Consider the following 24,135-nt stretch of genomic DNA (forward strand, 5'->3'; position numbering starts at 1 on the left):
GCAACGGAAAGAGGAATTGTAATCCGGATGCATCCGGAAGAAACGGGAGAAAACGATGGATCATCAACAGAAAATCATTGCCTATTTGAAAGAAAACTATGATCCGCTGACTATAGCAGTCTATGGCTCTTATGCAGACGGAACAAACGATTCATACAGTGATTTCGATTGTCTTCTGATCGTCAAGAGCAAGGACAGAATGCATGATGATATGATTATAGATGGCGTTTTGCTGGATTGCTTTCTTTATAGTGAACAAGAGATGGAGCAAGAAAATATTGAAACCTTTCTCCCGCTATATGAGGCAAAGCTGGTCTATGACACCGGCATGGGGCAGGCGGTTCAGTCAAGGGTTCGAAACTATGTACAGTCTCATACCGTGCATGATCCCGAAGAAAAGCGCTTTCTTGTTTCCTGGATAAGGAAAACTATGAAGCGAATGGAAAAAACGGATGAGGAAGGTCACTTTCGAGCGATTGCGTTTCTTGCGGAGAGCCTGGAGGATTACTGTATTCTGCGTGATCGCTTCTATTTCGGCAGCAAAAAGACAATTCGTTATCTTAAAGATAAAGATGAACAGGGCTTTCGTTTTTTTCAGAAAGCCATTACGGCTCGCTCGAATGAAACCATCAGGGAATGGGCGAAGTATATTCTACAGGTGCACCGGCTGAGTGCATCGGCAAAATGAAAAACGTGTCAGGAGGACATATGCCGTTTGGAACATTGACTGAAGAATTTGATTCCTTGCAGTATCTTCCGGCGATACAGAGAATGTATGCGCAAAACAGCATAGAAGAAATAAAGGAATATGCCAGCTTTTCACAAGTGGAGCGTTTTCGCTGCGAGCTGGAAACCCTCCGGAAATTCGGCTTACACAAGGAGCTTGAGATTCGGTTGGACGGAAGAGAGGATGCGCGTCCATCCGGCCGCAAAATTTCCGACGGTAAAGTGGATACCATCTTTTCGGTAACCAAGGCGGCTGTTCGGGAGACCTATCGGGATTCAACCAATAGAAAATATTATTGCCGTAAAATTAGAAATGCTTTTCTTGATAGCGCGGCGTGCAAAAGCAACGAACCGTTATCCTATGACGGGAACAATCCGCCACACTGTTTAAATTGCGGCGGGCAACTCGAAATGGAAAGCGAAACCTATTTTTGTCCGTATTGCCGAAGCCGCTATAAAGCGGAAGCATACAGTTACCTTTTGACCCGGTTCATCATTGAAGGCGCCCTGCGCAATCTGCCCTATCTCTTTTTTCTCTTTCTTCCCGCTCTGTTTCTTGCCATTTTGCAGGTCAAAGGTGTGATCCATGAGGAACAAATGGAGACAATTGCGTATATCGGTGGTATTCTTTTGTCCTTTCTCCTTCTGTACGCCTTTGTTTTCGGTTGCTATATTTCGTTTCGTCATTGGAAGGTACTCAAGAATATTCGGGCTCACGATCCTCATTTTTCCGGCGAAATCTTCACTCAACGCCTGAATGATCTGCTAGTCATGTATCCTGAAGTTCTTATGCCGGATCAAAAATCCAAAGGCGGATACTGCGGCGTTATTTGCCGCAATGTTCTGCATCTGGTGTTTCATGATTATGAACGCATAGACGATGTAGAGATCATCGAATGTCGCGGGCAGGCAGATACGTTATGGCTACAGGGAAAACCGCATCATGTTCGCCTGCGGGATAAGCGTAAAAAATTCACGGTTCGCCTGGCCAGAGTGTACGGCACATTAACGCCGCTTCATTATCTGCCCGATCAGTTTACCTGTCCGCATTGCGGAAGTCATCAAATGGTGGAACAGGTTGATAAGCAAGTCTGTGCGTTTTGCCACACCGAACGTCCCATGGAAAGCGTAGATTGGGTGCTCTATGAAAATAGGAATTGACATGATTATCGTAAAGTTCCCACGAATCCTTTTCGGGATGAAAAGTGGCGCTATCTGCATCCTTGAGCTTTGCGGTCGACAATTTGCAGAGGGACAGTTGACAAGCTTGCTCTACTTGACTAAAATAACTGTGTTACGCAAATGAAGCTATGGACGCAAGTGCTGTCTTAGCTCAGCAGGTAGAGCGCAGCCATGGTAAGGCTGAGGTCACCGGTTCAATCCCGGTAGACAGCTTTCTATGCACGCAACCCCTTGCGTGCACTGACTACCCTTAGCTCAGTTGGTAGAGCACCTGACTCTTAATCAGGGTGTCCAGGGTTCGAGTCCCTGAGGGTGGATAGCCTTGAAACCGTTGGAATCACTTGATTTCAACGGTTTTTATTTTTCTCAAAATTCTCATTTTTTGCATTGTATGGTGGTTTGCGTGCTGAACTTTTGTAATTCTGGCGAGGAAAATGTGCCCGAAAATCGAATAGTTGAAAAAAAGGACACAGGTTTCAGTCGTTTGGAGCGGAAAAGTGTGTCCAAAAAAAGAAAACGCGAGAACGGGACACAAAATTCGGCTGTTTTGTGGAGTCAAGCGTGTCCGGAAAAGAGAAGTGCAAAAAAAAGGACACGATATAGTAAAAAAGGAGCCTAATTCGTTGATTTTGCAATGTTGACGCTCCTTTGCGCGCACCGGGACGGTCGCTGCCACACGTTTTTCCACTGCTTCTATGTGCCAAAACCGTCGTCTTCTGTGTCATGCTCCATGCCACCTCTTGTCCGGCAAGCGTTTTTTTTTACGCATTTTTCGTTATAATAGGGTATGACTGTAAAGACTATTGTGAACGGGAAGGAGGGAAAATGGCGAAAGAAGCGATTCAACAGATATTGGCTGCGGAAGAGGAAGCAGCGCGCCTCGTCGCGGAAGCGAAAAACGAGGCAAAAGTCATGCTGGATGAGGGACGCAGTGCCTATCGAGAAGAAGCCGAATCCCTGGTTGCTGAGGCAAAAGAACAGGCCGCTTCGTTGAAGAGGATGTATGAACAGGATGCGAGAGCTGCTTTGACAACAACGGCAGAACAAAATCACGCGCATTTGGAAGATATGCGGCGCAAAGATGCTGACTGGATCAATCGTATGGCAGATCATATGGTAGAAGAGGTGTTGCGTTATGGCCATCGTTAAAATGTCCGCCTTTCAGCTCATCTTTTTTGCGTCCGAGCAGGATGCCTTGCTACAGCGTTTGCAAACGTTTGACAGGGTACATATCGTCGAGCAGGGCGAACCGACCGTCGAAGGCATTCATGCCCTTCCCCTGGCGAAAGAACATAATGCCCTGCAAAGCCAGATTTCCCGCCTTGAGGAAGCTATAGAAACGTTGCGCTCCTATGTTCCTGTGCCGACTCGCTGGACGGAAAAGCTCGGCAATGCTCTTCCCCAAGCAACAGCGAACGTGGATATTCCCGTCGAAGAGGTGATCGACGAGGTTCACGACGAAACAGAAACTATGCATCGCGCTATCGAAAAGATCAAAGCCAATGCTGAAAAAAAGCAGGAGCTTTCTCACTGGACAGCACTGGATGTTTCCAAAGAGCAACTTTCTTCCATGCGCAGTATCCAGGCAATGGTGGGCACGATCCCGCAACGGTGGGCAGATGATGTGCGAAAATTCATTGCCGTCGAAGCAAAGGGGACGACAGTTGAATTTCTGGACGCGGATGCCAAGGTATACTATGTTCTTCTTCTTACCAACGGAAAGGACGAGGGCCTGAACGCAGTCCTCCGCGATGCGAGTTTCCAGCCGTTTCCGCTCGAAGAGGGCGGTACGATTGCGGAACAACTGCAAGCACTGGATAAAGATACTATGGCGCAGGAAAAGACCATTGCAGATGGCAAAGTGCACCTGAAACGCCTGTGTGACAAATGGCTAACTTCTCTGGAAGTGGTGTATGAAGAAAAAGCCGAGCAATTTGCCCTTCTGAATGCGGAAGATCGCTTGCTGTATTCTAAAATGCTCAGCTTTATGAAGGGCTATGTCCCGACAGAAGAAGTGGACGCTTTTACGGAGGCCGTCGCCGGAAATATGGATCCGTCACGCTATCTGTTGGATATTGCGCCGGCGGCTCTGAACGACCCGGATGTGCCCATTCTTCTGCAGAACAACGCCATCGCAAAACCGTTTGAAAACATTGTTAAGACCTATTCGCTACCGCTTTATAAAGAGATGGATCCCACCGGGCTGATCACGCCCTGGTATATTCTTTTTTTCAGCATCATGCTTGGCGATCTGGGCTATGGGGCGCTGCTTTTCCTGGGAACGACGCTTGCGTTACACTTTTTCGACTGGAAGCCCAATACGGCTATGTCGCTGCGTTTTTTTCAGGTGTTAAGCATTCCGACGATGGTGGTCGGTCTTTGCTTTGGCTCCCTGTTTGGCGGACTGATTCCTATTCCGGCGTTGGTGCTCGATCCCATGAAGGACTTTATGACCATGATCGTTGCATCCGTTGCCCTCGGTTTTATCCATTTGATGGTTGGCCTCGGATTAAAGGGTGTACAGCTGATGCGGGAAGGCAATCCCAAAGGGGTGGTCTATGACGTGTTTTCCTGGATGTTCATTCTCGTCGGTTTACTGATGGTCGCCCTAACGACGATTCTGAACGGCAATCCCTTGTTCAAAACCGTCGGGTTTGTTATGGCGATTGTCGGTGCCGCATTGGTGCTGCTGTTTTCCGCACGAGACGAGAAAGGTATCGGCCGCTTTACGTGGGGCCTTTATAATCTCTATGGTGCCACGAGTTATATCGGCGACTTGGTCAGCTACACGCGTCTTACCGCAATCATGCTTGCTGGCGCATACATTGGCTATGCCATGAATATGATTGGGGGAATGCTCACCGGTCTCGGCGTACCGGGCTTTGTGCTCGCTGCCCTCATCATTGTGGGCGCGCATCTGTTCAATTTGTTCTTGAGCTCGCTGTCGTCGTATGTCCATGCGATGCGCCTGATTTATGTGGAATTTTTTGGAAAGTTTTTTGAAGGGGGAGGCAAGCCGTTCCGCGGCATGCGCCCCGAACCCAAATATGTTGATTTGCAGTCGCCGCGTGAGCGTTAATCCACGGCAAAGACAAAAATGGAGGAGGATGAAATGACGGAGTTTTTCTTACAAAACGGGGGAATGATTTTTAGCTTTCTGGGCATTGCCATTGCGGTGATTTTTTCCGGAGCCGGGTCGGCCAAAGGCGTCGGTCATGTCGGGGAAGCGGCAGCGGCGGTTGTCATTGATGAACCGGAGAAATTCGGTAAATCCATGGTTCTGCAGCTTCTTCCGGGAACGCAGGGCCTTTACGGCTTTGTTATCGGCCTGGTCGTTTTGCTTCTGGGCGTTTCGCAGGGCATGAGTCTAGAAAAGGGACTGCATCTTCTGTTTGCGTGCATGCCGGTCGGTTTTGTCGGTTATTTTTCGGCCATTGCGCAGGGCAACGTTGCCTATTCCGGCATTGAAATTCTGGCGAAAAATGACGAACAGTTCACCAAGGGCATTGTTTACGCCGTCATGGTCGAAACCTACGCGATTCTGGCATTCATTATCTCGCTGATTTTAGTGTTGCAGGCGTGATTTCTCCACAAAGAAAGGAGGAAGACATGGCCCAACTGGAACAACTGATTGAACAAATTCGCATGGATGCGAACGAACAGAAAACAAAATTGCTTGATGAAGCAAAGAAGCAGGTGCAAGAAGAAAGAGGCCGTGCACTTCAGGAAGCGCGTCTTGCGGCAGAGAATATTCTTGCTCATGCCGAACGTGAAAAAGCGGCGATCGTCGATCGCGTGCAGGCGGAAGAGGAACGTGACGATCGCAATGCGCGCCTGAGCGCGAAGCAGGAACTCGTGCAAAATGTTTTTGCCCTTGCGGAAGAGAAGCTGCGGCACTTGGATCCGGCACGTTTGCAACAAGCATTGGATGCATATCTTGTAGCCCATCCTTTGGCAAAAGAGGCGGTTTTGGAATTGCCGCAGGAAAGTAGCCTACAAACGCCACCGGGCGTAAAGGTGGAACGATCCGATTCCTTCGTGAGCGGCTTTCGTGTTCGTCGTGCAGGCATGCGCGAAAATTTTGATTACATCGAGATCCTGCAGTATATGCGGCATGATCTGGAGCAGGAGGTCATTCGCGCAATGGCGGAAGGAGAGGAATGATGGATAATCAAGCCTTTGCTTCCATGCGCATTCACATGGCCGAAAAGGATCTGATCACGCCCGGACAATGGGATCGTATGCGGGAAGCGCCTGACTATGACGCTGCGATACAAGTGTTGAAAGAAACACGATATGGAGCGCTCTTCGCGGAAGGGGAGTCTCCCGTGCTTTCCGACGTGCTTAAAATCGAATTGCAGAAACAGGCGGATTTTATCCTTGATCTCGTGCGGGAGCCGGAACTCAGGCGTTTGCTGTTTCTGCGCTACGATTACCACAATCTGAAGATTCTGGTCAAAGCATCAACCGAGCTCGAGCGTTTTGAGCCCTTACTGTTTCCATTCGGCACGCTTTTTATACCGCGGATCAAGAAGCAGATCGCCGAGAAAAAAACCTTCGGCGTCGCCAACTTGGCGGAACAGACGGCGGTTGAGGCGGCCAAGGTTTGGGCAGAAACAGGCGATGCGCAGGAGGTGGATTTCCTGCTGGATCGTGCCTATTTTGCAGAATTGCATGCGTTAAGCAAGCAAACGAAGAGTGCGTTCTTTGCGCGTTATGCGCGAGAGATGACGGATTTTACCAATCTGCTTTCCTTTTTCCGTGCCCGCGTACAACAGCAACCCAAATCGTTTTTAACGCATGTATTTTTACCGGGTGGCACCATTCGTATGGAAGATCTGCTGTCGCCGAAAGTATCCTCACCGGTGGTAGAAGACGGATCCAATGCCTTAAGCGGCGTGGATCGCGAAAAACTCTGTGCGATGTTACATCGCGCCGGTGCATCCAACGAGACGGTAAACGCCTGGGAAGCCTTTGCGCAAACAGGAGATATGAACGAGGTGGAAAGGGTGCGCGACCATGTATCGCTCCTTTTGGCGGTAGAAGGCGGAAGAAAAGAATCCGGCTTGGCGTTACTCTTTTCCTATTTAGTCCGCGTGCGAACGGAAATACAGGATGTGAACATCGTTCTGGGCGCAAAGCGCGTTGGCATTCCTGCGGAACAAATTGCGTCCTACATGCGTACGATAACGTCAGGAACGCAGGTGGAAAGGAGCCGTCATGCATAAAGTAGCAGTGATTGGCGATCGCCATTCGGTGCTGGCCTTTGAGGCGCTCGGTGTAGAAGTGTTTACGCCGACAGAGGACCATGAAATTCGCAATACCGTGGAACGTCTTGCCCGCGATGATTACGCCGTCATCTTTATGACGGAAGAGCTGGCGGAACGGGCGGAGGAGACGCTTTCCCATTACCAAAATGCGGCCGTTCCGGCCATTATTATGATTCCGAACAGCAGCGGCTCACAAGGCATCGGCATGCGAGAAATTGCAGCTAATGTTGAAAAAGCCGTGGGCATGAATATCTTTTAGACGGGAGGGCACATTGAAAGAAGGAACGATCATTAAAGTATCCGGACCGCTGGTTGAGGCCGGCGGAATGGAAGATGCCAATATTCAGGATGTGGTGGAAGTCTCGGATAAAGGGCTGATTGGCGAAATCATCGAGATGAAGGGCGACGTCGCCTTTATACAGGTCTATGAAGAGACCACGGGTATCGGACCGGGAGAACCCGTTACTTCGTTGGGGGCGCCGCTAAGCGTGGAGTTGGGGCCGGGATTGGTCGGTCAGATCTATGACGGTATCCAGCGTCCACTCGATGATTTGGCGGAAAAAGCGGGCGACTTTTTGGAGCGTGGTGTTTCCGCGCCGGCCATTTCGCACGAAAAGAAATGGGACTTCGTTGCGACCGCAAAGGTTGGGGAGTTCGTTTCGGCAGGGGATGTTTTAGGCATCGTGCAGGAAACGGAAGTGCTCGAACATAAAATCATGGTTCCACCGAGACAAAAGGGAAAGATTACCGCATTGGCCTCCGGCGCATACACGGTAGAAGACGTGATCGGTACATTAGAAGACGAAAACGGAGAGAAACAGGAGCTGCGTCTGGCGCAGAAATGGCCGGTTCGCCAGGCACGCCCGGTGGCACGAAAGATGGATCCGACGGTGCCACTCGTTACCGGACAGCGCGTCATTGATACGTTCTTCCCGGTGGCAAAAGGCGGAACAGCCGCTATCCCTGGCCCGTTCGGTTCCGGAAAAACGGTCATTCAGCATCAGCTGGCCAAGTGGGCGGATGCCGAGGTCATTGTCTACGTCGGTTGCGGTGAACGCGGCAACGAGATGACCGACGTCTTGAATGAATTTCCGGAAATTATGGACCCGAACACGGGCAAGAGCCTGATGCAGAAGGTCATTTTGATCGCGAACACCTCTAACATGCCGGTGGCGGCACGTGAGGCGTCTATTTATACCGGCATGACCATTGCGGAATACTATCGCGACATGGGCTATTCCGTGGCGCTCATGGCCGACTCCACTTCGCGCTGGGCAGAGGCTCTGCGTGAGATGTCCGGTCGTCTGGAAGAAATGCCGGGCGATGAAGGTTATCCTGCCTATTTGGCGTCGCGCATCGCGAGCTTTTATGAGCGCACCGGGATTGTGAAGTGCCTCGGCAGCGAGGATCGCGAAGGATCCCTTACCGCTATCGGTGCAGTCTCTCCTCCGGGTGGCGACCTTTCCGAGCCGGTTACACAGTCGACTCTGCGTATTGTTAAAGTCTTCTGGGGACTGGATTACGATTTGTCCTATGCGCGTCATTTCCCGGCTATCAACTGGTTGAAGAGCTATTCCCTCTACCAAGATAAAATGGATGATTATTTCTGCGAAGCGGTGCATCCGCAATTTGCTGCGCATCGTCAACAGGCGATGGCACTTCTTACCGAAGAGCAGAGTTTGCAGGAGATCGTTCGTCTGGTCGGCAAAGATGCTCTTTCCCCGGAAGATCAGTTGAAACTTTTTACGGCAAAATCGTTGCGCGAAGATTTTCTGCAGCAGAACGCTTTCGATGATGTGGATACGTACTGTTCGGCGAAGAAACAATACGAGATGTTGACCATCATTCTTGCTTTCCACGAAAAAGCGCAGGAAGCGCTGGCACATGGCGTGTATCTGCGAGAGATCGAGAGTATGCCCATCCGTCAACGCATTGTGCGTATGCGTCAGATTCCCGAAGAGCAGTTGAATGAAATGGATTCCCTCCGTCAGGAGATGACAGCGGCATTCCAAACGCTGATGCAGGAGCAGGAGGTCGTCAATGATTAAGGATTATCAAACCGTTCGTGAGATTTCCGGCCCGATCATGCTGGTAACCGGCGTGGAGGGCGTGAAATACGAGGAACTGGTGGAAGTGCAGCTTCAGGATGGAACCACGCGACGCGGAAAGGTGTTGGAAGTCAGCGAAAAAGCAACCTTAGTGCAGCTTTTTGAAGGCTCTGCCGGCATCAACATGCGCGATACCTCGGTGCGCTTTTTAGGGCATCCGCAAGAGATTGGCGTATCCACCGATATGATCGGACGCGTTTTTAACGGCATGGGCGAGCCCATCGATGACGGCCCGAAGCTGTTGCCGGAAAAACGACTGGACATCAACGGTTCCGCCATCAATCCCTATTCGCGCCTCTATCCGTCCGAATTCATTCAAACAGGCGTTTCGGCCATTGACGGCCTGAATACACTCGTTCGTGGACAAAAGCTGCCGATTTTCTCCGGCAACGGTCTTCCGCACAATCAGCTGGCGGCGCAAATTGCTCGTCAGGCGACCGTGCGCGGTACGGATGAAAAATTTGCCGTGGTGTTTGCTGCCATGGGCATTACGTTTGAAGAAGCGCAGTTTTTTATTAAAGATTTTCAGAAGACGGGCGCCATCAACCGTGCGGTGCTGTTTATGAACTTGGCGGACGATCCGACGATTGAGCGCATTTCCACACCGCGTATCGCCTTGACGGCAGCGGAGTATCTCGCCTTTGAGCAGGGAATGCACGTTTTGGTCATCATGACCGATATGACCAACTATGCCGAGGCCTTGCGTGAAGTTTCCGCTGCCCGAAAAGAAGTGCCGGGACGCCGTGGCTTCCCCGGTTATCTCTATACCGACCTTTCGCAGCTGTACGAGCGCGCCGGAAGAATTAAGGGACGTGAAGGCTCCATCACGCAGCTTCCGATTCTTTCCATGCCGGAGGACGATATCACCCATCCGATTCCGGATTTGACCGGCTACATCACCGAAGGACAGATCATTCTGAACCGAAGCCTTTATAATCGCGGTATTTTCCCGCCCATCGATATTTTGCCATCCCTTTCACGTTTGAAGGATAAGGGGATTGGCGAAGGTAAGACGCGCAAAGACCATGCGGCTACCATGAACCAGATTTATGCCGCCGTTGCGCGGGGACGTAACGCCAAGGAGCTTTCCACCATCCTCGGCGAAGCGGCTCTTTCCGATGCGGATATCGCTTTTGCGCATTTTTCGGATGCGTTTGATCAGGAATACGTGAATCAGGGCTTTACTACCAACAGAACGATTGAGGAAACCTTGGATCTGGGCTGGAAACTGTTGCGCATGCTGCCGCGTGAGGAACTCAAGCGTATCAAGGATGACATGATTAATGAGCACTTTGGTCCGGAGGGAACGGGGGCTGAGTCGGATGCTATTGCACGCGTGGCGATGATGAAGCAGAAACAGTTCCATCAGGAACAATCTGCACATGAAGAAAATCGTGGAAAGGGACAGGAGGAAGCGCAATGACGCGCCTGAATGTCAACCCGACGCGAATGGTGATGACGGGCCTGAAAGATCGCCTGAAAACCGCCAAGCGCGGTCATAAGCTGCTAAAAGACAAACAGGATGAGCTCATGCGCCGCTTTATCGCGTTGGCGAAGGAAAACCGCACGCTGCGCGAAGAGGTGGAAAAGGAGCTGCAAGAAGCTTTTCGCGCCTTTTCCATGGCCAGCGCTGTCATGTCCGACCCGATGCTTGAAAATGCGCTGTTAAGCTCTAAACAGCGCATGGGCGTGGACGTGCACGTAGAAAATATCATGAGCGTGCGCATTCCGGCGTTTACTTTTGTGCGCAGCGGTGTCGAGGAGGGGAAAGAAGCGAATATCTATCCCTATGGCTTCGCACAAACCTCGGTTGAATTGGATGTGGCATTGAAAAAACTAAATGGCGCTATGGATCGTCTGTTGAAACTGGCCAAGCTGGAAAAAAGCTGTCAGCTGATGGCCAAGGAGATCGAATCCACACGGCGGCGCGTCAATGCACTGGAGTATCGGACGATTCCGGATCTCGAGGAAACCATCACCTATATCCGCATGAAATTGGAAGAAGAAGATCGGGCGACGATCACCCGCCTGTTAAAGATCAAGGATCTTATCTCCCAGGCGCGGGAAGAAGGCCGCCACGATATTGAAGTGCTTTTACAAACCAATCAGTAGCGCAGAGTGAAAAAGGCAATTCTCCTTCATGCACCCTTCATAATTCCGTGGTATAGTATGGACGATTCGGCAGAGCCTCTGCCGACATTGGAAAGGACAGAAGATGAGAATTGCCTGCATCGGTGATGTGCACTATACCTCCATGCTCCTGCATGGATCCGCCAAACGAAACTTGAATCGACAATTTTATACCAACTTCTTTCGTACCTTCTTTTCCATCGAGGCGGATCGCTATGTCTGCTTGGGAGACTTGACCCACTTTGGTACAAAACGACAGCTTCGCGAGATCTTTTCGATTATCAACGAAACGAAACGAGAAGATCAGCGTTTTGAGCCGGTTATTGGCAACCACGATATCCTTTTTGGCGGAAAAGAAACCTTCCGGGAAATTAGCGGTTTGCGCTGGCTCTATCGTGCAGACGATCAGGAAGATGTGCGTTTGCTGTATTTGGACACCGCACGCGTTGCGGCCTTTCGCAAGAATTCATCCTACATGGGAATCGAACAGTCCCGTTGGATTTGCGACCAACTGCTCAGTGCCGGTTCAAAACCGGTGGTGGTGTTCGCGCATCATCCATGTAATCATGTTCGTATGACGGACAGTCAAGGTCGTTATCTCACACACATGTCACTGGACGATGTGCTGGAACTCAAGAGCGGTACGGCGATTTATATTAATGGCCACAAGCATAAAGACTGCTACCATGTGGATAAGAACTGGGCGTTTTTGCAATTCAGCGATATTTTGGATGAGCCCGTGATTCGTGTGCTCACGCTGGAAGAAGGCAATCTCAGCATGGAATCTGTGGCGATCACCGATCCGGAGATGCTGCATTCCGCAAAAGTGATTATTCGTTCGGTAGGCACTTTTATGCGCAAGAAGAATGACCAACAATTTGCTGAGGTGGAGGATTTAACTCTGCAGCAAAATGCGGATGAAAGCAGTTTTCAACTGGAATTTTCACCGCGTCCGGCCGCGAGAGCATAAGGCCTGGAGGAGACAAAAACAATTCGCGCGTCGGCGCGATTTTTTTCAGGTTGCAAGAAAACGTTATCCGACCATCCGTTTCGGGGTATATGGATAGCGGTAGTCAAGGAGAGACGAACGGCCCGGAGAAAGGAGCCGATCGGACAGAAAAAACAACTTTCATGAAACGGCATCATTTTTGTGATACAAGGAGAGAAGATGAAACAGAAAGATATAAACGTTTCGGAGCAGGCGCAGCAAATCGATGTGTTGGCGTTTCAGCGGCAACATCGTACCATTCGCCAATTTACCGACGAGCCGATCACGGAAGCACAGCTTGCAAAAATTAAGGAGATAGCCGATCGCACCGCAAGCGCCATGGGCCTGCAGACGGCTTCCGTGCTTCGTGTCACAGAAGATTCTTTGCGAAAAGTCTTCGGTGAGGTGACAGGGCAACCCTATGTTGCCGATGCTCCGGAGCTTTGGGTGTTCGTTGCCGATCTGCATCGCAACGCAACCATCGTGGAACAAAAAACGGGTGAGAAGCCCGTCATCGGCATGGGGAAATTTATGTCCGCCTACGCGGATGCGCTGCTCATGGCGCAAAATGTCATGAACGCCGTGGAAGCGTTGGGGCTTGGAGGCGCCTTCATCGGCAGCATCGCGAATGATCCGCCGCATATTCGCCAGGCGCTTCATTTACCGACCGGCACGTATGCGGCAATCGCAGTGATTTTTGGCCATCCGGGCGAAACGCCGCAACAAAAACCGCGAATGCCACAGACGATGCGCTTTTTCGAAAACACGTATCCCACGGATAACGCGTATTTGGATCCGTTGGATGCCTATGATGCGCAAATGCAAACCTATACGGATCTTCGTCATCCGGACAAAACGCTTCCCTCGTTCACGGAGCAGGTTCTTCGAAGCTTTTCAGGCGCGGCGGACGGCCGTGATCACTTGATTTCATTTTTATCCGATTCCGGATTTCATGTATCGCCGGAAGAAAATCGATGATTCGAATTGTAGGGCAGTGCAGGCACAGCCGATACGGAAGGGCTGTGGAGGACAAAGGAGAATTTCGTGAAAATACCTCTTTTTTCTTATATTGATGAAGCGATTGACCTCAAACATTCGTTGCGTTTTGAAATTGAGGAAGCGCAGCAGGCCATTGACTCGTTTTTTGAGCAGAGCTTTGGTCATTTAGACAGCTTTGTCAATTACACCTCGCGCGTGAAGGCGGATGACAGCTTAAAAGAAAAGATTATTCGTCAAAATTTGTTACATACCGTTTCCGCCGAGCAGCTGTTCGGCCATATTTCCGATCTGATCGGCAGCCGCATCGAATGCCGATTTATCCGCGACGAAGAACAGATTTACCGTGCCTTGTTCAAGCTCTTTCCCACAAAGCGTTCGGATGGCTTTTATCAATGTGATCGCGATCCGCGCATCGAATTGCGCTTAGATGAACCACAGCCTAAAAATCAGAAAAACGGGTATCGTTCTTATCGCATCGACGGCCATTTTTTGGGCCAACAAGTGCTGAATTTTGAGCTGCAGATCAAGAGCATTGTCAACGTTTTTTGGAATGAAATTGACCATAAAATCCTGTATAAAAATTACAATTATGTGCTGACAGAAAAATTTGTGCATGACATCATGGACTCCATCATGGGCGACCTGATTATTATCGACCGGCAAATGGAGATGCTCTACGATCAGCTCGGTACACTCGATGCGCCGGACCAGTTTCAGGCGCGTGAGCAGCTGAAAACCATGATCGGTCGTTTGGTGCAGGACGCGTATCTCCTGCCCTTACGGGAACAGTTTCACGTCAGCTTTGATTTTCGTTTGGCGATTGATCTGATTACCGACTTTCTTTTTGCGCGGGTGGAGTACGAATCACGCGAACAGTACGCGACGGAGTTTTTGCGCATCATGGATGATGCGTTCAGCGGGCAACGGGTGCTGGAGCTTTTCGGAGAGCGCATTGTCTTTGATCCGCCGATTCATTACCATGATCCTATGACCGCTTCCTTTGGCGTACGGCTGGAAAAAATTGCGAACGAAGATATTCTCTGGAACCTTCTGGTGCATATTCTTTTCGACCTTAATACGCACATGAAACCGCGCAACTTGTTTCGCACCTTTGTAGACTATCTGTATTTTCGTGTGATTAACGCCATTCGCGAGGCCTATCGTGAAGAAGGCCGGGATTGGGAGGACGCCGAAGATCTGATTGATGCCATGACCGAGGGGTATTTGCAGCATGCAACGATGACTCGACTTCTTCCAAAGGATTTTATTCGCTCCGGGACCGCTTCGCTGAAGCGTAACGTCTCGGTGACACTGCGAACGGAGGATCCACACGATAAAGAAGCGATCATGGCACATTTTCGGCGTTTTTATCCGTTGCGTGCGCCGGAATCGTTCGAATCGGAAGCGTTAGAAAATGAGGAAAAACATGCGAACGGTGATTAAAAATGCAACCGTCGTGACCATGAACGATGCGCGAGATATTCTTCGCGAGGCCACGGTATGTATCGAAGACGGGCGCATTGTCGATATCTTCTCGACGTGTTCCCCTGGCCGTGCGTTGCAGCGTGACGGCGAACCAAACGATCACACTGTCGAAGAGAACGTGATCGATGCCCAAGGGGATGTGCTTCTTCCGGGCCTGATCAATGCCCATACGCACCTGGCCATGAGCCTTTTTCGCAACTACGGAAACGACGTAGCCTTAAAAGAATGGCTTGAGGACTATATTTGGCCGCTCGAGGCGCATCTGACGCGTGAAGAGATTGTTGCCGGAGCAAAGCTGAGTATTCTGGAAATGCTGCGCGGAGGAACCACGACATTTGCGGACATGTACATGGAGGAAGATGCCATTGCCGAGGCCGTCACGCAAATGGGGATACGTGCGCTGCTGTGTTCCGCCTTTACGGATGGTAGCGTCGCCACGCGGCCGGGAGAGGTTCGACGCCTTGCAGCATATCAAACGGCTAATGGGCGCATTCGCATGCGCTTGGCGCCTCATGCGGTTTACACCTGCTCGCCGGAGACCTTGCAAAAAGTAAAAGCGCTGGGCGAAAAGTGGGGAATCGGCTTTCACCTGCACCTTGCGGAAACGCGCGAAGAAGACGAACAGTGTCGAAAAACCTATGGCATATCACCTACGATGCTGTTGGATCGTGCCGGCCTTTTGGGGCCGAATACGATGCTGGCGCATGCGGTTTGGCTGGATGACGACGATATTGCCTGTATTGCGGCGCGCGGCGCCAGTTGCGTCTATAATCCGGTGAGCAATATGAAGCTGGCAAGCGGCTTTATGCCATTGGGAAAATTACGTCAGGCGGGCGTGCCGATTGCGCTCGGTACGGATGGCCCCAGCTCCAACAACGCGCAGGACATGTTTCGCGAAATGCTCGTGGGCTCGCTCATCCAAAAAGGACATAGCCTCGATCCGACGGCTGCCAATGCGCATACCATGCTGTGGATGGCCACACGTGGCGGTGCACGAGCCATCGGACAGGAGAAAGAGCTGGGTAGTATTGAAATCGGGAAGAAAGCGGATCTGATCCTGGTGGACTTCCGTCACGTTCGGCATACGCCGAAACCCGAGGATATCGAAGCGGCGCTGGTCTATGCGACGTCTTCGGACGACGTGCGGCTGACCATGATAGACGGCATAATTCGGATGCAGGACGGTCGCTTTCCGGGACAAAACGAAGAAGCCATTTGTCAGGAGGCGGAGCGCGCCTGGCGTACGCTTCACAAACAGAAGGGACAACGCGCATGATAGGCATCGATGTCGTGGAGATTGCACGTTTCGCCACCGGAAAACAAGGGCCTTCCTTTATGCGTCGCGTTTTTACCGAAGAGGAGCGCCGTTATTTGGAAAACAGTCCGCATCCCGTGGAAACCATGGCAGGACTGTACGCGGCAAAAGAAGCCGTTTTTAAGGCTTTGGGAGTGGGCATCGGAAGGATTCCGTTTCAATCCGTGGAAATCACGCATGAGGCGTCCGGACGTCCGGAGGTGCAGCTTTACGAGGAAGCGTTGGTGTTGCTGCAACATCTTTCTGCGAATCGTGCCGAAATCAGCATCACGCACGATGCCGGTGTCGCTGTAGCCGTATGCGTTTTCCTGCCAGATCCAATCGCAGATTTATCTTTAGCCGTGGAATCGTCCCTTTCTGCAAACCGGTTGTCGTCTTCATCCGCATGGCCTTCGGCGCGTGCTTTGGCGTTGCTACAGGAGTCGGGAAGACAGCATCGCGAGCTTGCCGACTCTCTGTTGCGGCGTGATCGGGCGGGCTATAAAACGCAATACGGAAAGGTTGCCATCGTCGGTGGATCTCAGGGGATGGTCGGTTCGGTGTGCCTTGCAGCACAAGCAGCGCTTCGCAGCGGTGCCGGGCTCGTTTATGCCGTCGTGCCGGAAAGTATCGCTTCGGCGGTGCAGAATAAGTTGTTGGAAGCCATCGTTCGTCCGATACCGGATGATGGATGCGGCCACTTTACGATGGCACGTTTGCCGGAGGTGATGGACGCGGTCTCGGATTGTTCCTGCATGGCCATCGGTCCGGGTATGGGCCGTTTTTCCGAAGCGGCGTCTTTTGTATCCGGCGTGTTGGAACGCCTTTCCCTTCCCTGTATCATCGATGCGGACGCCATCAATGCGCTCGCTTCTTGTCCCGAGCGTTTAAAAACGCTTCAACAGGATGTGATTCTCACGCCTCATGAAATGGAAATGAGCCGACTCAGCGCCACCCCGTTGGAGGTCGTTCGCGCGCATCGTAAAGAAACGGCGGAGCGATTTGCATTGGACCATCGTGCTCTTGTAGTATTGAAAGGTGCGGATACCGTCATCACGGACGGAAGAAACACAACCTGTAATCCCAGCGGAACGCCGGGCATGGCGACGGCCGGATCGGGTGACGTCCTGACAGGCATGGTTGCCGCATTCTTAGCGGCAGGCTATCCGGCGCGAATGGCAGCACGTCTGGCCTGCGATCTACATGGTCTGGCAGGCGAATTCGCCTGCGAAGCGTTGGAAGAAGAGTGCATGATTGCTTCCGATTTGCTAATGTATTTACCGAAGGCATTTCGGCTGTTCCATGTTTTGCGCGAGCAGGAAGAGGACGAGCAAGGAGAGAGGGGAAACGCATGCAAAAGGTGACCAGGGGCGATCTTTTTTTTGCCGACTTGGATCCGGTACAGGGGTCCGAACAGGGCGGCGTGCGTCCCGTGGTCGTTTTACAAAACAATGTCGGCAACAAATACAGTCCGACCATTATTGTTGCAGCCATCACTTCCCGACGGAGCAAGAACCAAATGCCCACCCATGTTCCCGTTTCGCACCGGAGCGATCTCCCCAAAGATTCCATGGTGCTGCTGGAGCAGCTGCGAACGATTGATAAAAAGCGCCTGCAAATGAAAATTGGCGCTCTCGACGAGGAGATCATGGCGCGTATTGATGAAGCGCTAGGTATTTCCGTCGGTCTCCTGTCGATACGGAAAAAGAAAAGAGAAAACGAATGATTACGATTAAAACGGAAGAACAAATTCAAGGCATGAAGGCAGCCGGCGAGATTCTATGTAAAACGCATCTGGCGATCCGTCGCATCCTTCGCCCCGGCCTCACGACGTTATCGGTCGATGCTTTTGCCGAAGCGTTCATGCACTATAAGGATGCGACGCCGGAACAGAAGGGCTATCAGGGCTTTCCGTTCGCCTTGTGCATGAGCGTGAACGACGAAGTTTGTCACGGTTTTCCCGGCGAGCGGAAATTGGAAGAAGGGGATATTCTGTCGATTGATAATGTTGTACGTTATCATGATTATTTGGCGGATTCCTGTTGGAGCTATGCCATCGGCACGCTGTCGCCGGAGGATCAGAAGCTGATGGACGTGACGAAGGAGGCGCTCTATCGGGGCGTGGATGCTGTGCGTGTGGGAAATCGTCTGGTAGCCATCGGAGAGGCAATCCAGCCCTTCGTCGAGGCGCAGGGGTTCTCGGTGGTACGCGACTTTATCGGACACGGCATCGGCAAGGAAATGCACGAGGATCCGCAAGTTTTACACTATGTCACCAAGCAGCGTGGCATTCGATTGCGTGAAAACATGGTACTTACCGTTGAGCCCATGATCAATGCGGGAGACTGGCCGGTTGTGCTGGATTCTAACGGTTGGACAGCCCGCACAAGGGATGGCAAGAAGTCCTGCCAATATGAGCATACGATCGCCGTGCGCCCGGATGGCCCGGAAGTGTTGACGGAACAGAAGAATACGTCCCTGACGAATGAGGAGATCGCTTGGATCGACTCCTATGTTTTTTAAGAGCAGCAAAAGCCCATCCGCAGCAGTGCGAGGATGGGCTTTTTTAAAGGTTGATTGACGAAATCGAAGGAGAGATTAAAACAAGAGTTTTTTTCTTCCGGAACAAAGCGAAAGACTTTTCTCCGCACCTTGAAATCCACAGAACATATTTAGGAAGGTGTCAATATTGACCGTCAGTTCATTTTTCTCATCATAGATCGCTTGGATCATGTCGCCGATTTCAAAGAGCGCATTACTGCTTAGAAAACTATCCCGAACGCGGAGAATCTGCCCGACCTCATCTCCATCCAAGTTGGGCGTGAGAAGATTCGTGATGAGCAAATGAATCGGTTCCATGGGCGTTTTCGCGGTTTTCGCTTCCGTATGGGAAGTAAAGCTGGCGAAGACATTAAAAATGGAGGAGAGCATTTCCTTCATGAAGGCTTCATGGGATGGGCCGAAATGACTTTCCACTTTTATATTCAAGCGCGCGTATTGTCGGCGAAGGCTGTTCAATAATCCCGTCCAATATTGGTGAAGGATATAAAAGAGATGGATGGTATTTGCAAAAGTGGCTGTTCCGCAAATATTCTTTTGCATGCTATGCAGTTCCTTCATGGCATCAACGGTGAAGTCGTAGTGATTGATGTATGCACTCATGCAGAGAATGGCGGCGGAGTTGAAGATGATCATGGGGTGAAAACAGTCGCGTCGAGCTAAGAAAAACGCATTGTTCAGATGGAATGCAAGGCGCAGACTATCATCCAGCTCAATGGTATGGCGCTTGGCCAATGCTGTAAGCGATTTTTCCACGATGCGATCTTCTTCAGTCGCCTTTTCCGGTGAAAAGGATAAACGATATCCTTGTTCGGGAAGAGGGTAGAGCAGATCAAAGAGAGCATCTTGATCCAGAGGAAAACCGAAGACTTCACTATAGTATTCACAATTTTTGATAAAACTATTTTCTTTTGCACATTGTTCATAAAGAGCGCAAAAGTCTTCCGAAAAGGCAAAGTTTTCTTTGCGGTGCCCCTGACGATACCGGGTGGCCCCAATGGCGATGAGCAACACAAAAGTCTCCAATGGGAAAAGCGTCGTCATTTGGTTGAAAAACGGGGCAAAATCACGCACAAAGTTTCGACAATTTTGCATGAAATCCGCAGAAAACGGCTGATATTTTCCGGGATACAGTTCCAGGAAAAAATCTCGATAGAATGCTCGAACGGCTTCTTCTTTCCCAACGATGTGGCAGGGGCTGCTTTCGATTTGCAAGTGATATTGCTCTTTGGCAATGGCATTGAATTCATGCACCAGTCGATACGCGGAGGAAACGGAAGCATGTTCCTGTGCCGCCAAGGTGGTCAATGCCAGATCCTCTTCAAAAAAGATGCGGCGCACAAGGCGGAAAATTAACTTATTGTGCGTAATCGGCACATAGATTTCAGCCGGTTGAAACGTGGGGGAAAACGAGGCATTTAAATAGCCGTCGGAAATACGCAGGCTTAACCCCGGATACATTGCTTTCATCTTTTCCACATCAGCAATCAGGGTGCTATCTGTCATATGCAGTGTTTTCTTGAGATCGTCCAGTGATACACGGGGATTACCGTAGATAAAATATTCTAAAATGAACAGCCGCCGATTTTCGGCATTGGAAATAAGTTCGCGCATGGCTTTCCTCTTTCTATTCTCCTTTTCAGGTAGAGAACTTCTTTCGTTAACGTATTATATTATATTACAAATTTCTTGTCTTTAGCGCATTCTTTTTTTGTAGTCAAGGAAAAGTGTGCTTTGACATGTGCCTTGACATATGAAAACATTTCCTTGACGTGTATCGAAACCGTGTTTATAATAAATTTAATTCATAGGAGTGGCAAACGTTACGTAAACGTTTACGTAACGAAAAACGAGATAACTTCTCTACTCGCAACCGAAATATAGGCGCAAAATCCTTAGCGTATCGGGAAAGTAGAAAACGAGGCAGGCGTGCAACCAACCATAAAGGATATTGCAAATAAGGCAAACGTTTCGATTGCCACCGTTTCGCGTGTGCTCAATCAAAAAGGAGGATATTCACAAGAGACCTATCGTCATGTGCAACACGTGATTGAAGAAACGGGGTTTTCCAGCAATTCGCTGGCAAGAGCGTTTCGCACCGGCCAAACCCGCACTGTCGGCTTGCTCGTCCCGGATATCTGTAACGAGTTCTTTGCGCGCATTGCGCGACAAATTAGCCTCTGGTTTTTGGAGCGAAACTATGTCACGTTGATTTGCGCATCGGATGAGAGCCAAAAGATCGAAGGCGGATATTTGCGGGAGCTGCAAAACCGAAGTGTGGATGGCCTGCTTTATATACAGGGACGAAAGCAGGGCGTCAAAACGGCTTTTGAAAAGAACGTGCCCATCGTCTATATTGACCGCTATTCCGAGGAAAGTGGACCCTGTGTTGTTTCCGACAATACAAGCGGCGGGAAAATAGCAGCCGAAGCGCTACTCCATAGGGGCCGAAGTCAACCGCTCCTTATTCGTGATGTTTGTGAGACGAGTGCCGTAAAAGGGAGATGCACCGGTTTTCTGGAAACGATGTTCAAAAACAATGTAACCGTGTTGGTGCATTCGGTGGCATCTCCGATCAGTTCGGCCGGCTATCAATGTATGAAAGAGGTGTTGCAGAAAAAAGAAGAATTTGACAGCGTATTTTGTACCAATGATCCATTGGCGATGGGCGTGAGTCAAGCTCTGCTTTCCGCGGGACGACGCATACCGCAGGATGTCACTGTCATCGGCTTTGATGGCAACGCCAGTATTCGTCAAGCCTTTCCATTTGTTTTGACCATTCGTCAGGACACAACACAACTGGTGAACATTGCATGTTCCACGCTTTTGCGCATGATGGAAGGAAAAAGCATTGCTTGGGCAAGCAAAATTGTTCCGGTTCAACTGGTGGACTATGGAAAAGAGGGAGACAATGAACGCAATTATTCAGACTAAGAATATCGTGAAAAAATTTCCCGGCGTGGTCGCATTATCCAATATCAATTTGTCGTTTTATCCAGGCGAAGTGCACATTTTGCTTGGCGAAAACGGTGCGGGAAAGTCCACGCTAATGAAAATTCTAAGCGGGGTTTATCAGCCAACCGAAGGCGAGCTGATCATTCGCGGGAAGACGTATTCGGCGATGACGCCGAATGAGTCAAAAGCAAACGGTATCGCCATTATCTATCAGGAACTCAGTGTCATCAATGAATTGTCCATCTTGGAAAATCTGTATCTCGGGCGCTTGAAGACGAAGAATAGAATGGGCCTTTCCGTAGTCGATTATGCTGCGATGCGCAAAGAAGCAGAGGAACTTTTAAAACGAGTCGGGGTTCGTCGCTCTCTAGACACTCCCGTAGAAGATTTGAGCATCGGAGAAAAACAGTTGGTGGAAATTTCTCGTGCGCTGTTAACCAATGCGGACGTCATCATCATGGACGAGCCGACAACGTCGCTGACTGAAAACGAGGTGGATACCTTATTCACCTTGGTAGAGCAGCTGAAAAAAGAGGGGAAAGCGATTGTCTACATCACGCATAAAATGCGTGAAATTAAGATGATTGGCGATAGGGTTTCTGTACTGAAGGATGGCACCTTTGTGGGGACCAAGATGGTTAAGGACGTGGAAATCGCAGACCTCATCTCGATGATGGTGGGTCGCGAGTTGGATGAAACCCATCGAGCGAATCGCAAACACGATTTTTCCGATGCCGAAATCATGCTGGAGGCAAAGAACCTTTCTCGTACGGATGGCATGGTTAAAAACGTATCGTTCAAATTACGCCGTGGCGAAGTACTTGGCTTTTCGGGCTTGGTCGGTGCCGGACGAACGGAGTTGATGAATCTTATTTTCGGCATTGACAAACCGAGTGAAGGCAGCCTGCTGTATAAAGGAAGACCCATCCAGAACAGCGATAGCTATTTGGCGATCAAGAATGGCTTTGCCATGGTGACGGAAGATCGTCGAAAGCTGGGCTTTTTAGACAACTTTGATTTAAAACAAAATATTTCCATTGCGTCATTCATCAAAAATTCGCGCGGCAAAGGGGTTCTCGGAAAACTGAACTTTGCCGAGGAACGCAAATGGGCTGAGGAACAATTAACCGGTTTGCGAGTCAAATGTCGTTCGATGGATCAAAATATCACCGAATTATCCGGCGGAAACCAGCAGAAGGTTATTTTAGGGAAGTGGCTAGCCGCGGACTCGGAACTGATCATTTTTGATGAGCCGACCAAGGGAATCGATGTGGGGTCAAAAGCGGAGATCTACCAATTAATATTTGCATTAGCGGATAGTGGCAAAGGTGTTTTGGTGGTCTCCTCCGAATTGCCGGAATTGCTGTCGGTATGTGATCGCATTATTGTCATGCATGAAGGCAAGGCGGAAGCAGAATTTACCATTGAAGAAGCCACGGAAGAAAAAATTATCAAAGCTGCCACGGGGGCATAAGAGGGAGGAAACTATGAAGGAACGTCGCTCGTTTCAAACGATGTGGAGCAAGTACGGGACGATAGGTATTTTCTGCATCCTATTGTTGATTCTTATGATCTTGCGTCCGAGTGCTATTTTTAATCCATCCAGTATTCCGCAGATTTTGGCGCAAAGCTCCGTCAACATTCTGCTGGCCGTGGGCGAGTTTTTTGCGATTTTAATCGCCGGCATTGACTTGTCCATCGGATCCATTGCCGCGTTTACCGGCTTTGTCGTGGCAAAGCTCATGATCATGGAAGTTCCTATTGTACTAGCGGTTTTTCTCGGCATCCTTATCGCTACGTTACTTGGTGCGATGAATGGCTTTTTAGTGAACAAAACCGGGCTGCATCCCTTTATCATTACATTGGGCACACAAACGATCTTTCGAGGCATCACCTTGATCGGCACTAATGCTCGTTCGGTATTTGGGTTTTCCGGTGCTTTTTCAAGCTTTATGTCCGCTCGCATCTTTGTCATTCCGGTGACCGCCATTATTGCGCTTCTTGTTGCCGGATTTTTCTGGTACTTCACGACGCGTCTGAAAGTGGGCCGCAACATCTATGCCGTAGGTGGCAACAAAGAGGCGGCTTGGTATTCCGGCATTAACGTTTCCTTGCATACCCTGATCGTGTTTATTATCTCCGGCTTTTGTGCCGGTGTGGCAGGCATCGTTCTTCTTGGCCGTGTTGGCGCTGCAGAGCCAGCGGCTGCAAGCGGCTTTGAAACATATGCCATTGCAGCGGCTATCATTGGCGGAACCAGTTTCTTCGGTGGCAAGGGCAAAATTCCCGGTGTCGTCGTCGGTGGTCTTATTATCGGATTAATCAACTATGCCATGACCGTCATGACCGTTCCCAGCAGCTATCAACAGATTGTCATGGGCTCGCTCATCATTATTTCGGTTACGCTGGACCGTATCATCGGAACGAAAAAAGCATAAT

Annotated in this window: 22 protein-coding genes and 2 tRNA genes; 23 read left to right on the top strand and 1 reads right to left on the bottom strand. The window is 50.2% G+C overall.

Going from position 1 to position 24,135, the window contains the following annotated elements; translation table 11 throughout:
• The first annotated feature begins 55 nt into the window (after window positions 1-55).
• From FXY30_RS03460 to map, 20 genes are all read left to right on the top strand, one after another.
• On the top strand, window positions 56-688 hold the full coding sequence (locus FXY30_RS03460; protein WP_071705325.1) for a nucleotidyltransferase domain-containing protein: 633 nt from the start codon (window positions 56-58) through the stop codon (window positions 686-688).
• Window positions 689-708: 20 nt separating this feature from the next.
• Window positions 709-1,887 carry a TFIIB-type zinc ribbon-containing protein gene (locus tag FXY30_RS03465; protein ID WP_071705326.1) on the top strand — a complete coding sequence of 393 codons (1,179 nt, stop codon included), beginning with the start codon at window positions 709-711 and terminating at the stop codon, window positions 1,885-1,887.
• A gap of 161 nt (window positions 1,888-2,048) precedes the next feature.
• Window positions 2,049-2,121 (top strand) — tRNA-Thr (locus FXY30_RS03470).
• A gap of 31 nt (window positions 2,122-2,152) precedes the next feature.
• Window positions 2,153-2,225 (top strand) — tRNA-Lys (locus FXY30_RS03475).
• A 508-nt stretch (window positions 2,226-2,733) separates the two neighbouring features.
• Complete coding sequence (locus tag FXY30_RS03480) at window positions 2,734-3,057, top strand: hypothetical protein (RefSeq protein WP_071705328.1); 324 nt, start codon at window positions 2,734-2,736, stop codon at window positions 3,055-3,057.
• Window positions 3,044-4,987: a V-type ATP synthase subunit I gene (locus tag FXY30_RS03485; RefSeq protein ID WP_071705329.1), complete on the top strand. Its 1,944-nt coding sequence runs from the start codon at window positions 3,044-3,046 to the stop codon at window positions 4,985-4,987. Before FXY30_RS03480 ends, FXY30_RS03485 begins: the two co-directional genes overlap by 14 nt.
• Before the next feature lie 33 nt (window positions 4,988-5,020).
• Window positions 5,021-5,491, top strand: a complete 471-nt coding sequence (locus tag FXY30_RS03490) for a V-type ATP synthase subunit K (protein ID WP_071705330.1) — start codon at window positions 5,021-5,023, stop codon at window positions 5,489-5,491.
• Between the two features lie 26 nt (window positions 5,492-5,517).
• On the top strand, window positions 5,518-6,072 hold the full coding sequence (locus FXY30_RS03495) for a V-type ATP synthase subunit E (protein WP_071705331.1): 555 nt from the start codon (window positions 5,518-5,520) through the stop codon (window positions 6,070-6,072).
• Entirely contained in the window at window positions 6,072-7,136 is a 1,065-nt protein-coding gene (locus tag FXY30_RS03500) for a V-type ATPase subunit (protein ID WP_157885031.1), read from the top strand. The genes FXY30_RS03495 and FXY30_RS03500 overlap by 1 nt, the downstream gene beginning before the upstream one ends.
• Window positions 7,129-7,437 carry a V-type ATP synthase subunit F gene (locus FXY30_RS03505; protein WP_071705333.1) on the top strand — a complete coding sequence of 103 codons (309 nt, stop codon included), beginning with the start codon at window positions 7,129-7,131 and terminating at the stop codon, window positions 7,435-7,437. The genes FXY30_RS03500 and FXY30_RS03505 overlap by 8 nt, the downstream gene beginning before the upstream one ends.
• Window positions 7,438-7,450: 13 nt before the next feature.
• On the top strand, window positions 7,451-9,226 hold the full coding sequence (locus FXY30_RS03510) for a V-type ATP synthase subunit A (protein ID WP_071705334.1): 1,776 nt from the start codon (window positions 7,451-7,453) through the stop codon (window positions 9,224-9,226).
• Entirely contained in the window at window positions 9,219-10,709 is a 1,491-nt protein-coding gene (locus FXY30_RS03515) for a V-type ATP synthase subunit B (protein ID WP_197675349.1), read from the top strand. Before FXY30_RS03510 ends, FXY30_RS03515 begins: the two co-directional genes overlap by 8 nt.
• Complete coding sequence (locus FXY30_RS03520; protein ID WP_071705335.1) at window positions 10,706-11,398, top strand: V-type ATP synthase subunit D; 693 nt, start codon at window positions 10,706-10,708, stop codon at window positions 11,396-11,398. Before FXY30_RS03515 ends, FXY30_RS03520 begins: the two co-directional genes overlap by 4 nt.
• A gap of 103 nt (window positions 11,399-11,501) precedes the next feature.
• A complete protein-coding gene (locus tag FXY30_RS03525; RefSeq protein WP_071705336.1) occupies window positions 11,502-12,386 on the top strand; it encodes a metallophosphoesterase family protein in 885 nt (294 codons plus the stop codon).
• Window positions 12,387-12,584: 198 nt separating this feature from the next.
• Entirely contained in the window at window positions 12,585-13,382 is a 798-nt protein-coding gene (locus FXY30_RS03530; protein WP_071705337.1) for a nitroreductase family protein, read from the top strand.
• A gap of 66 nt (window positions 13,383-13,448) precedes the next feature.
• The gene (locus FXY30_RS03535; protein WP_071705338.1) at window positions 13,449-14,846 is read left to right on the top strand and encodes a GTP pyrophosphokinase; all 1,398 of its coding nucleotides are present in this window, start codon (window positions 13,449-13,451) and stop codon (window positions 14,844-14,846) included.
• The gene (locus FXY30_RS03540) at window positions 14,830-16,164 is read left to right on the top strand and encodes an amidohydrolase family protein (RefSeq protein ID WP_071705339.1); all 1,335 of its coding nucleotides are present in this window, start codon (window positions 14,830-14,832) and stop codon (window positions 16,162-16,164) included. Before FXY30_RS03535 ends, FXY30_RS03540 begins: the two co-directional genes overlap by 17 nt.
• A complete protein-coding gene (locus FXY30_RS03545) occupies window positions 16,161-17,546 on the top strand; it encodes an NAD(P)H-hydrate dehydratase (RefSeq protein WP_071705340.1) in 1,386 nt (461 codons plus the stop codon). Before FXY30_RS03540 ends, FXY30_RS03545 begins: the two co-directional genes overlap by 4 nt.
• Window positions 17,534-17,908 (top strand): type II toxin-antitoxin system PemK/MazF family toxin, encoded by a 375-nt coding sequence (locus FXY30_RS03550; RefSeq protein WP_071705341.1) that lies wholly within the window; start codon window positions 17,534-17,536, stop codon window positions 17,906-17,908. Before FXY30_RS03545 ends, FXY30_RS03550 begins: the two co-directional genes overlap by 13 nt.
• Window positions 17,905-18,705 (top strand): type I methionyl aminopeptidase, encoded by an 801-nt coding sequence (map, locus tag FXY30_RS03555; protein WP_071705342.1) that lies wholly within the window; start codon window positions 17,905-17,907, stop codon window positions 18,703-18,705. The genes FXY30_RS03550 and map overlap by 4 nt, the downstream gene beginning before the upstream one ends.
• Before the next feature lie 75 nt (window positions 18,706-18,780).
• Here the strand turns inward: map and FXY30_RS03560 are convergent, their stop codons facing one another.
• Window positions 18,781-20,355, bottom strand: a complete 1,575-nt coding sequence (locus tag FXY30_RS03560) for a helix-turn-helix domain-containing protein (protein WP_071705343.1) — start codon at window positions 20,353-20,355, stop codon at window positions 18,781-18,783.
• Window positions 20,356-20,670: 315 nt separating this feature from the next.
• On the opposite strand from FXY30_RS03560, the gene FXY30_RS03565 reads away from it, so the two are divergent.
• Genes FXY30_RS03565 through alsC form a run of 3 tightly spaced genes read left to right on the top strand, consistent with a single transcriptional unit; the run spans window position 20,671 to window position 24,134 of the window.
• Window positions 20,671-21,675 carry a LacI family DNA-binding transcriptional regulator gene (locus FXY30_RS03565; RefSeq protein WP_071705344.1) on the top strand — a complete coding sequence of 335 codons (1,005 nt, stop codon included), beginning with the start codon at window positions 20,671-20,673 and terminating at the stop codon, window positions 21,673-21,675.
• A complete protein-coding gene (locus FXY30_RS03570) occupies window positions 21,653-23,170 on the top strand; it encodes a sugar ABC transporter ATP-binding protein (RefSeq protein WP_071705345.1) in 1,518 nt (505 codons plus the stop codon). The genes FXY30_RS03565 and FXY30_RS03570 overlap by 23 nt, the downstream gene beginning before the upstream one ends.
• On the top strand, window positions 23,091-24,134 hold the full coding sequence (alsC, locus tag FXY30_RS03575) for a D-allose ABC transporter permease (RefSeq protein ID WP_269457028.1): 1,044 nt from the start codon (window positions 23,091-23,093) through the stop codon (window positions 24,132-24,134). Before FXY30_RS03570 ends, alsC begins: the two co-directional genes overlap by 80 nt.
• The last annotated feature ends 1 nt before the right edge of the window (window position 24,135 follow it).

Source organism: Murdochiella vaginalis, from assembly GCF_902381775.1.
Classification (GTDB): domain Bacteria; phylum Bacillota; class Clostridia; order Tissierellales; family Peptoniphilaceae; genus Murdochiella; species Murdochiella vaginalis.

Coding starts and splice junctions, on each gene's coding strand:
- FXY30_RS03460 (WP_071705325.1), top strand. CDS start 56: ATGGATCATCAACAGAAAATCATTGCCTATTTGAAAGAAAACTATGAT.
- FXY30_RS03465 (WP_071705326.1), top strand. CDS start 709: ATGCCGTTTGGAACATTGACTGAAGAATTTGATTCCTTGCAGTATCTT.
- FXY30_RS03480 (WP_071705328.1), top strand. CDS start 2,734: ATGGCGAAAGAAGCGATTCAACAGATATTGGCTGCGGAAGAGGAAGCA.
- FXY30_RS03485 (WP_071705329.1), top strand. CDS start 3,044: ATGGCCATCGTTAAAATGTCCGCCTTTCAGCTCATCTTTTTTGCGTCC.
- FXY30_RS03490 (WP_071705330.1), top strand. CDS start 5,021: ATGACGGAGTTTTTCTTACAAAACGGGGGAATGATTTTTAGCTTTCTG.
- FXY30_RS03495 (WP_071705331.1), top strand. CDS start 5,518: ATGGCCCAACTGGAACAACTGATTGAACAAATTCGCATGGATGCGAAC.
- FXY30_RS03500 (WP_157885031.1), top strand. CDS start 6,072: ATGGATAATCAAGCCTTTGCTTCCATGCGCATTCACATGGCCGAAAAG.
- FXY30_RS03505 (WP_071705333.1), top strand. CDS start 7,129: ATGCATAAAGTAGCAGTGATTGGCGATCGCCATTCGGTGCTGGCCTTT.
- FXY30_RS03515 (WP_197675349.1), top strand. CDS start 9,219: ATGATTAAGGATTATCAAACCGTTCGTGAGATTTCCGGCCCGATCATG.
- FXY30_RS03520 (WP_071705335.1), top strand. CDS start 10,706: ATGACGCGCCTGAATGTCAACCCGACGCGAATGGTGATGACGGGCCTG.
- FXY30_RS03525 (WP_071705336.1), top strand. CDS start 11,502: ATGAGAATTGCCTGCATCGGTGATGTGCACTATACCTCCATGCTCCTG.
- FXY30_RS03530 (WP_071705337.1), top strand. CDS start 12,585: ATGAAACAGAAAGATATAAACGTTTCGGAGCAGGCGCAGCAAATCGAT.
- FXY30_RS03540 (WP_071705339.1), top strand. CDS start 14,830: ATGCGAACGGTGATTAAAAATGCAACCGTCGTGACCATGAACGATGCG.
- FXY30_RS03545 (WP_071705340.1), top strand. CDS start 16,161: ATGATAGGCATCGATGTCGTGGAGATTGCACGTTTCGCCACCGGAAAA.
- FXY30_RS03550 (WP_071705341.1), top strand. CDS start 17,534: ATGCAAAAGGTGACCAGGGGCGATCTTTTTTTTGCCGACTTGGATCCG.
- map (WP_071705342.1), top strand. CDS start 17,905: ATGATTACGATTAAAACGGAAGAACAAATTCAAGGCATGAAGGCAGCC.
- FXY30_RS03560 (WP_071705343.1), bottom strand. CDS start 20,355: ATGCGCGAACTTATTTCCAATGCCGAAAATCGGCGGCTGTTCATTTTA.
- FXY30_RS03570 (WP_071705345.1), top strand. CDS start 21,653: ATGAACGCAATTATTCAGACTAAGAATATCGTGAAAAAATTTCCCGGC.
- alsC (WP_269457028.1), top strand. CDS start 23,091: ATGAAGGCAAGGCGGAAGCAGAATTTACCATTGAAGAAGCCACGGAAG.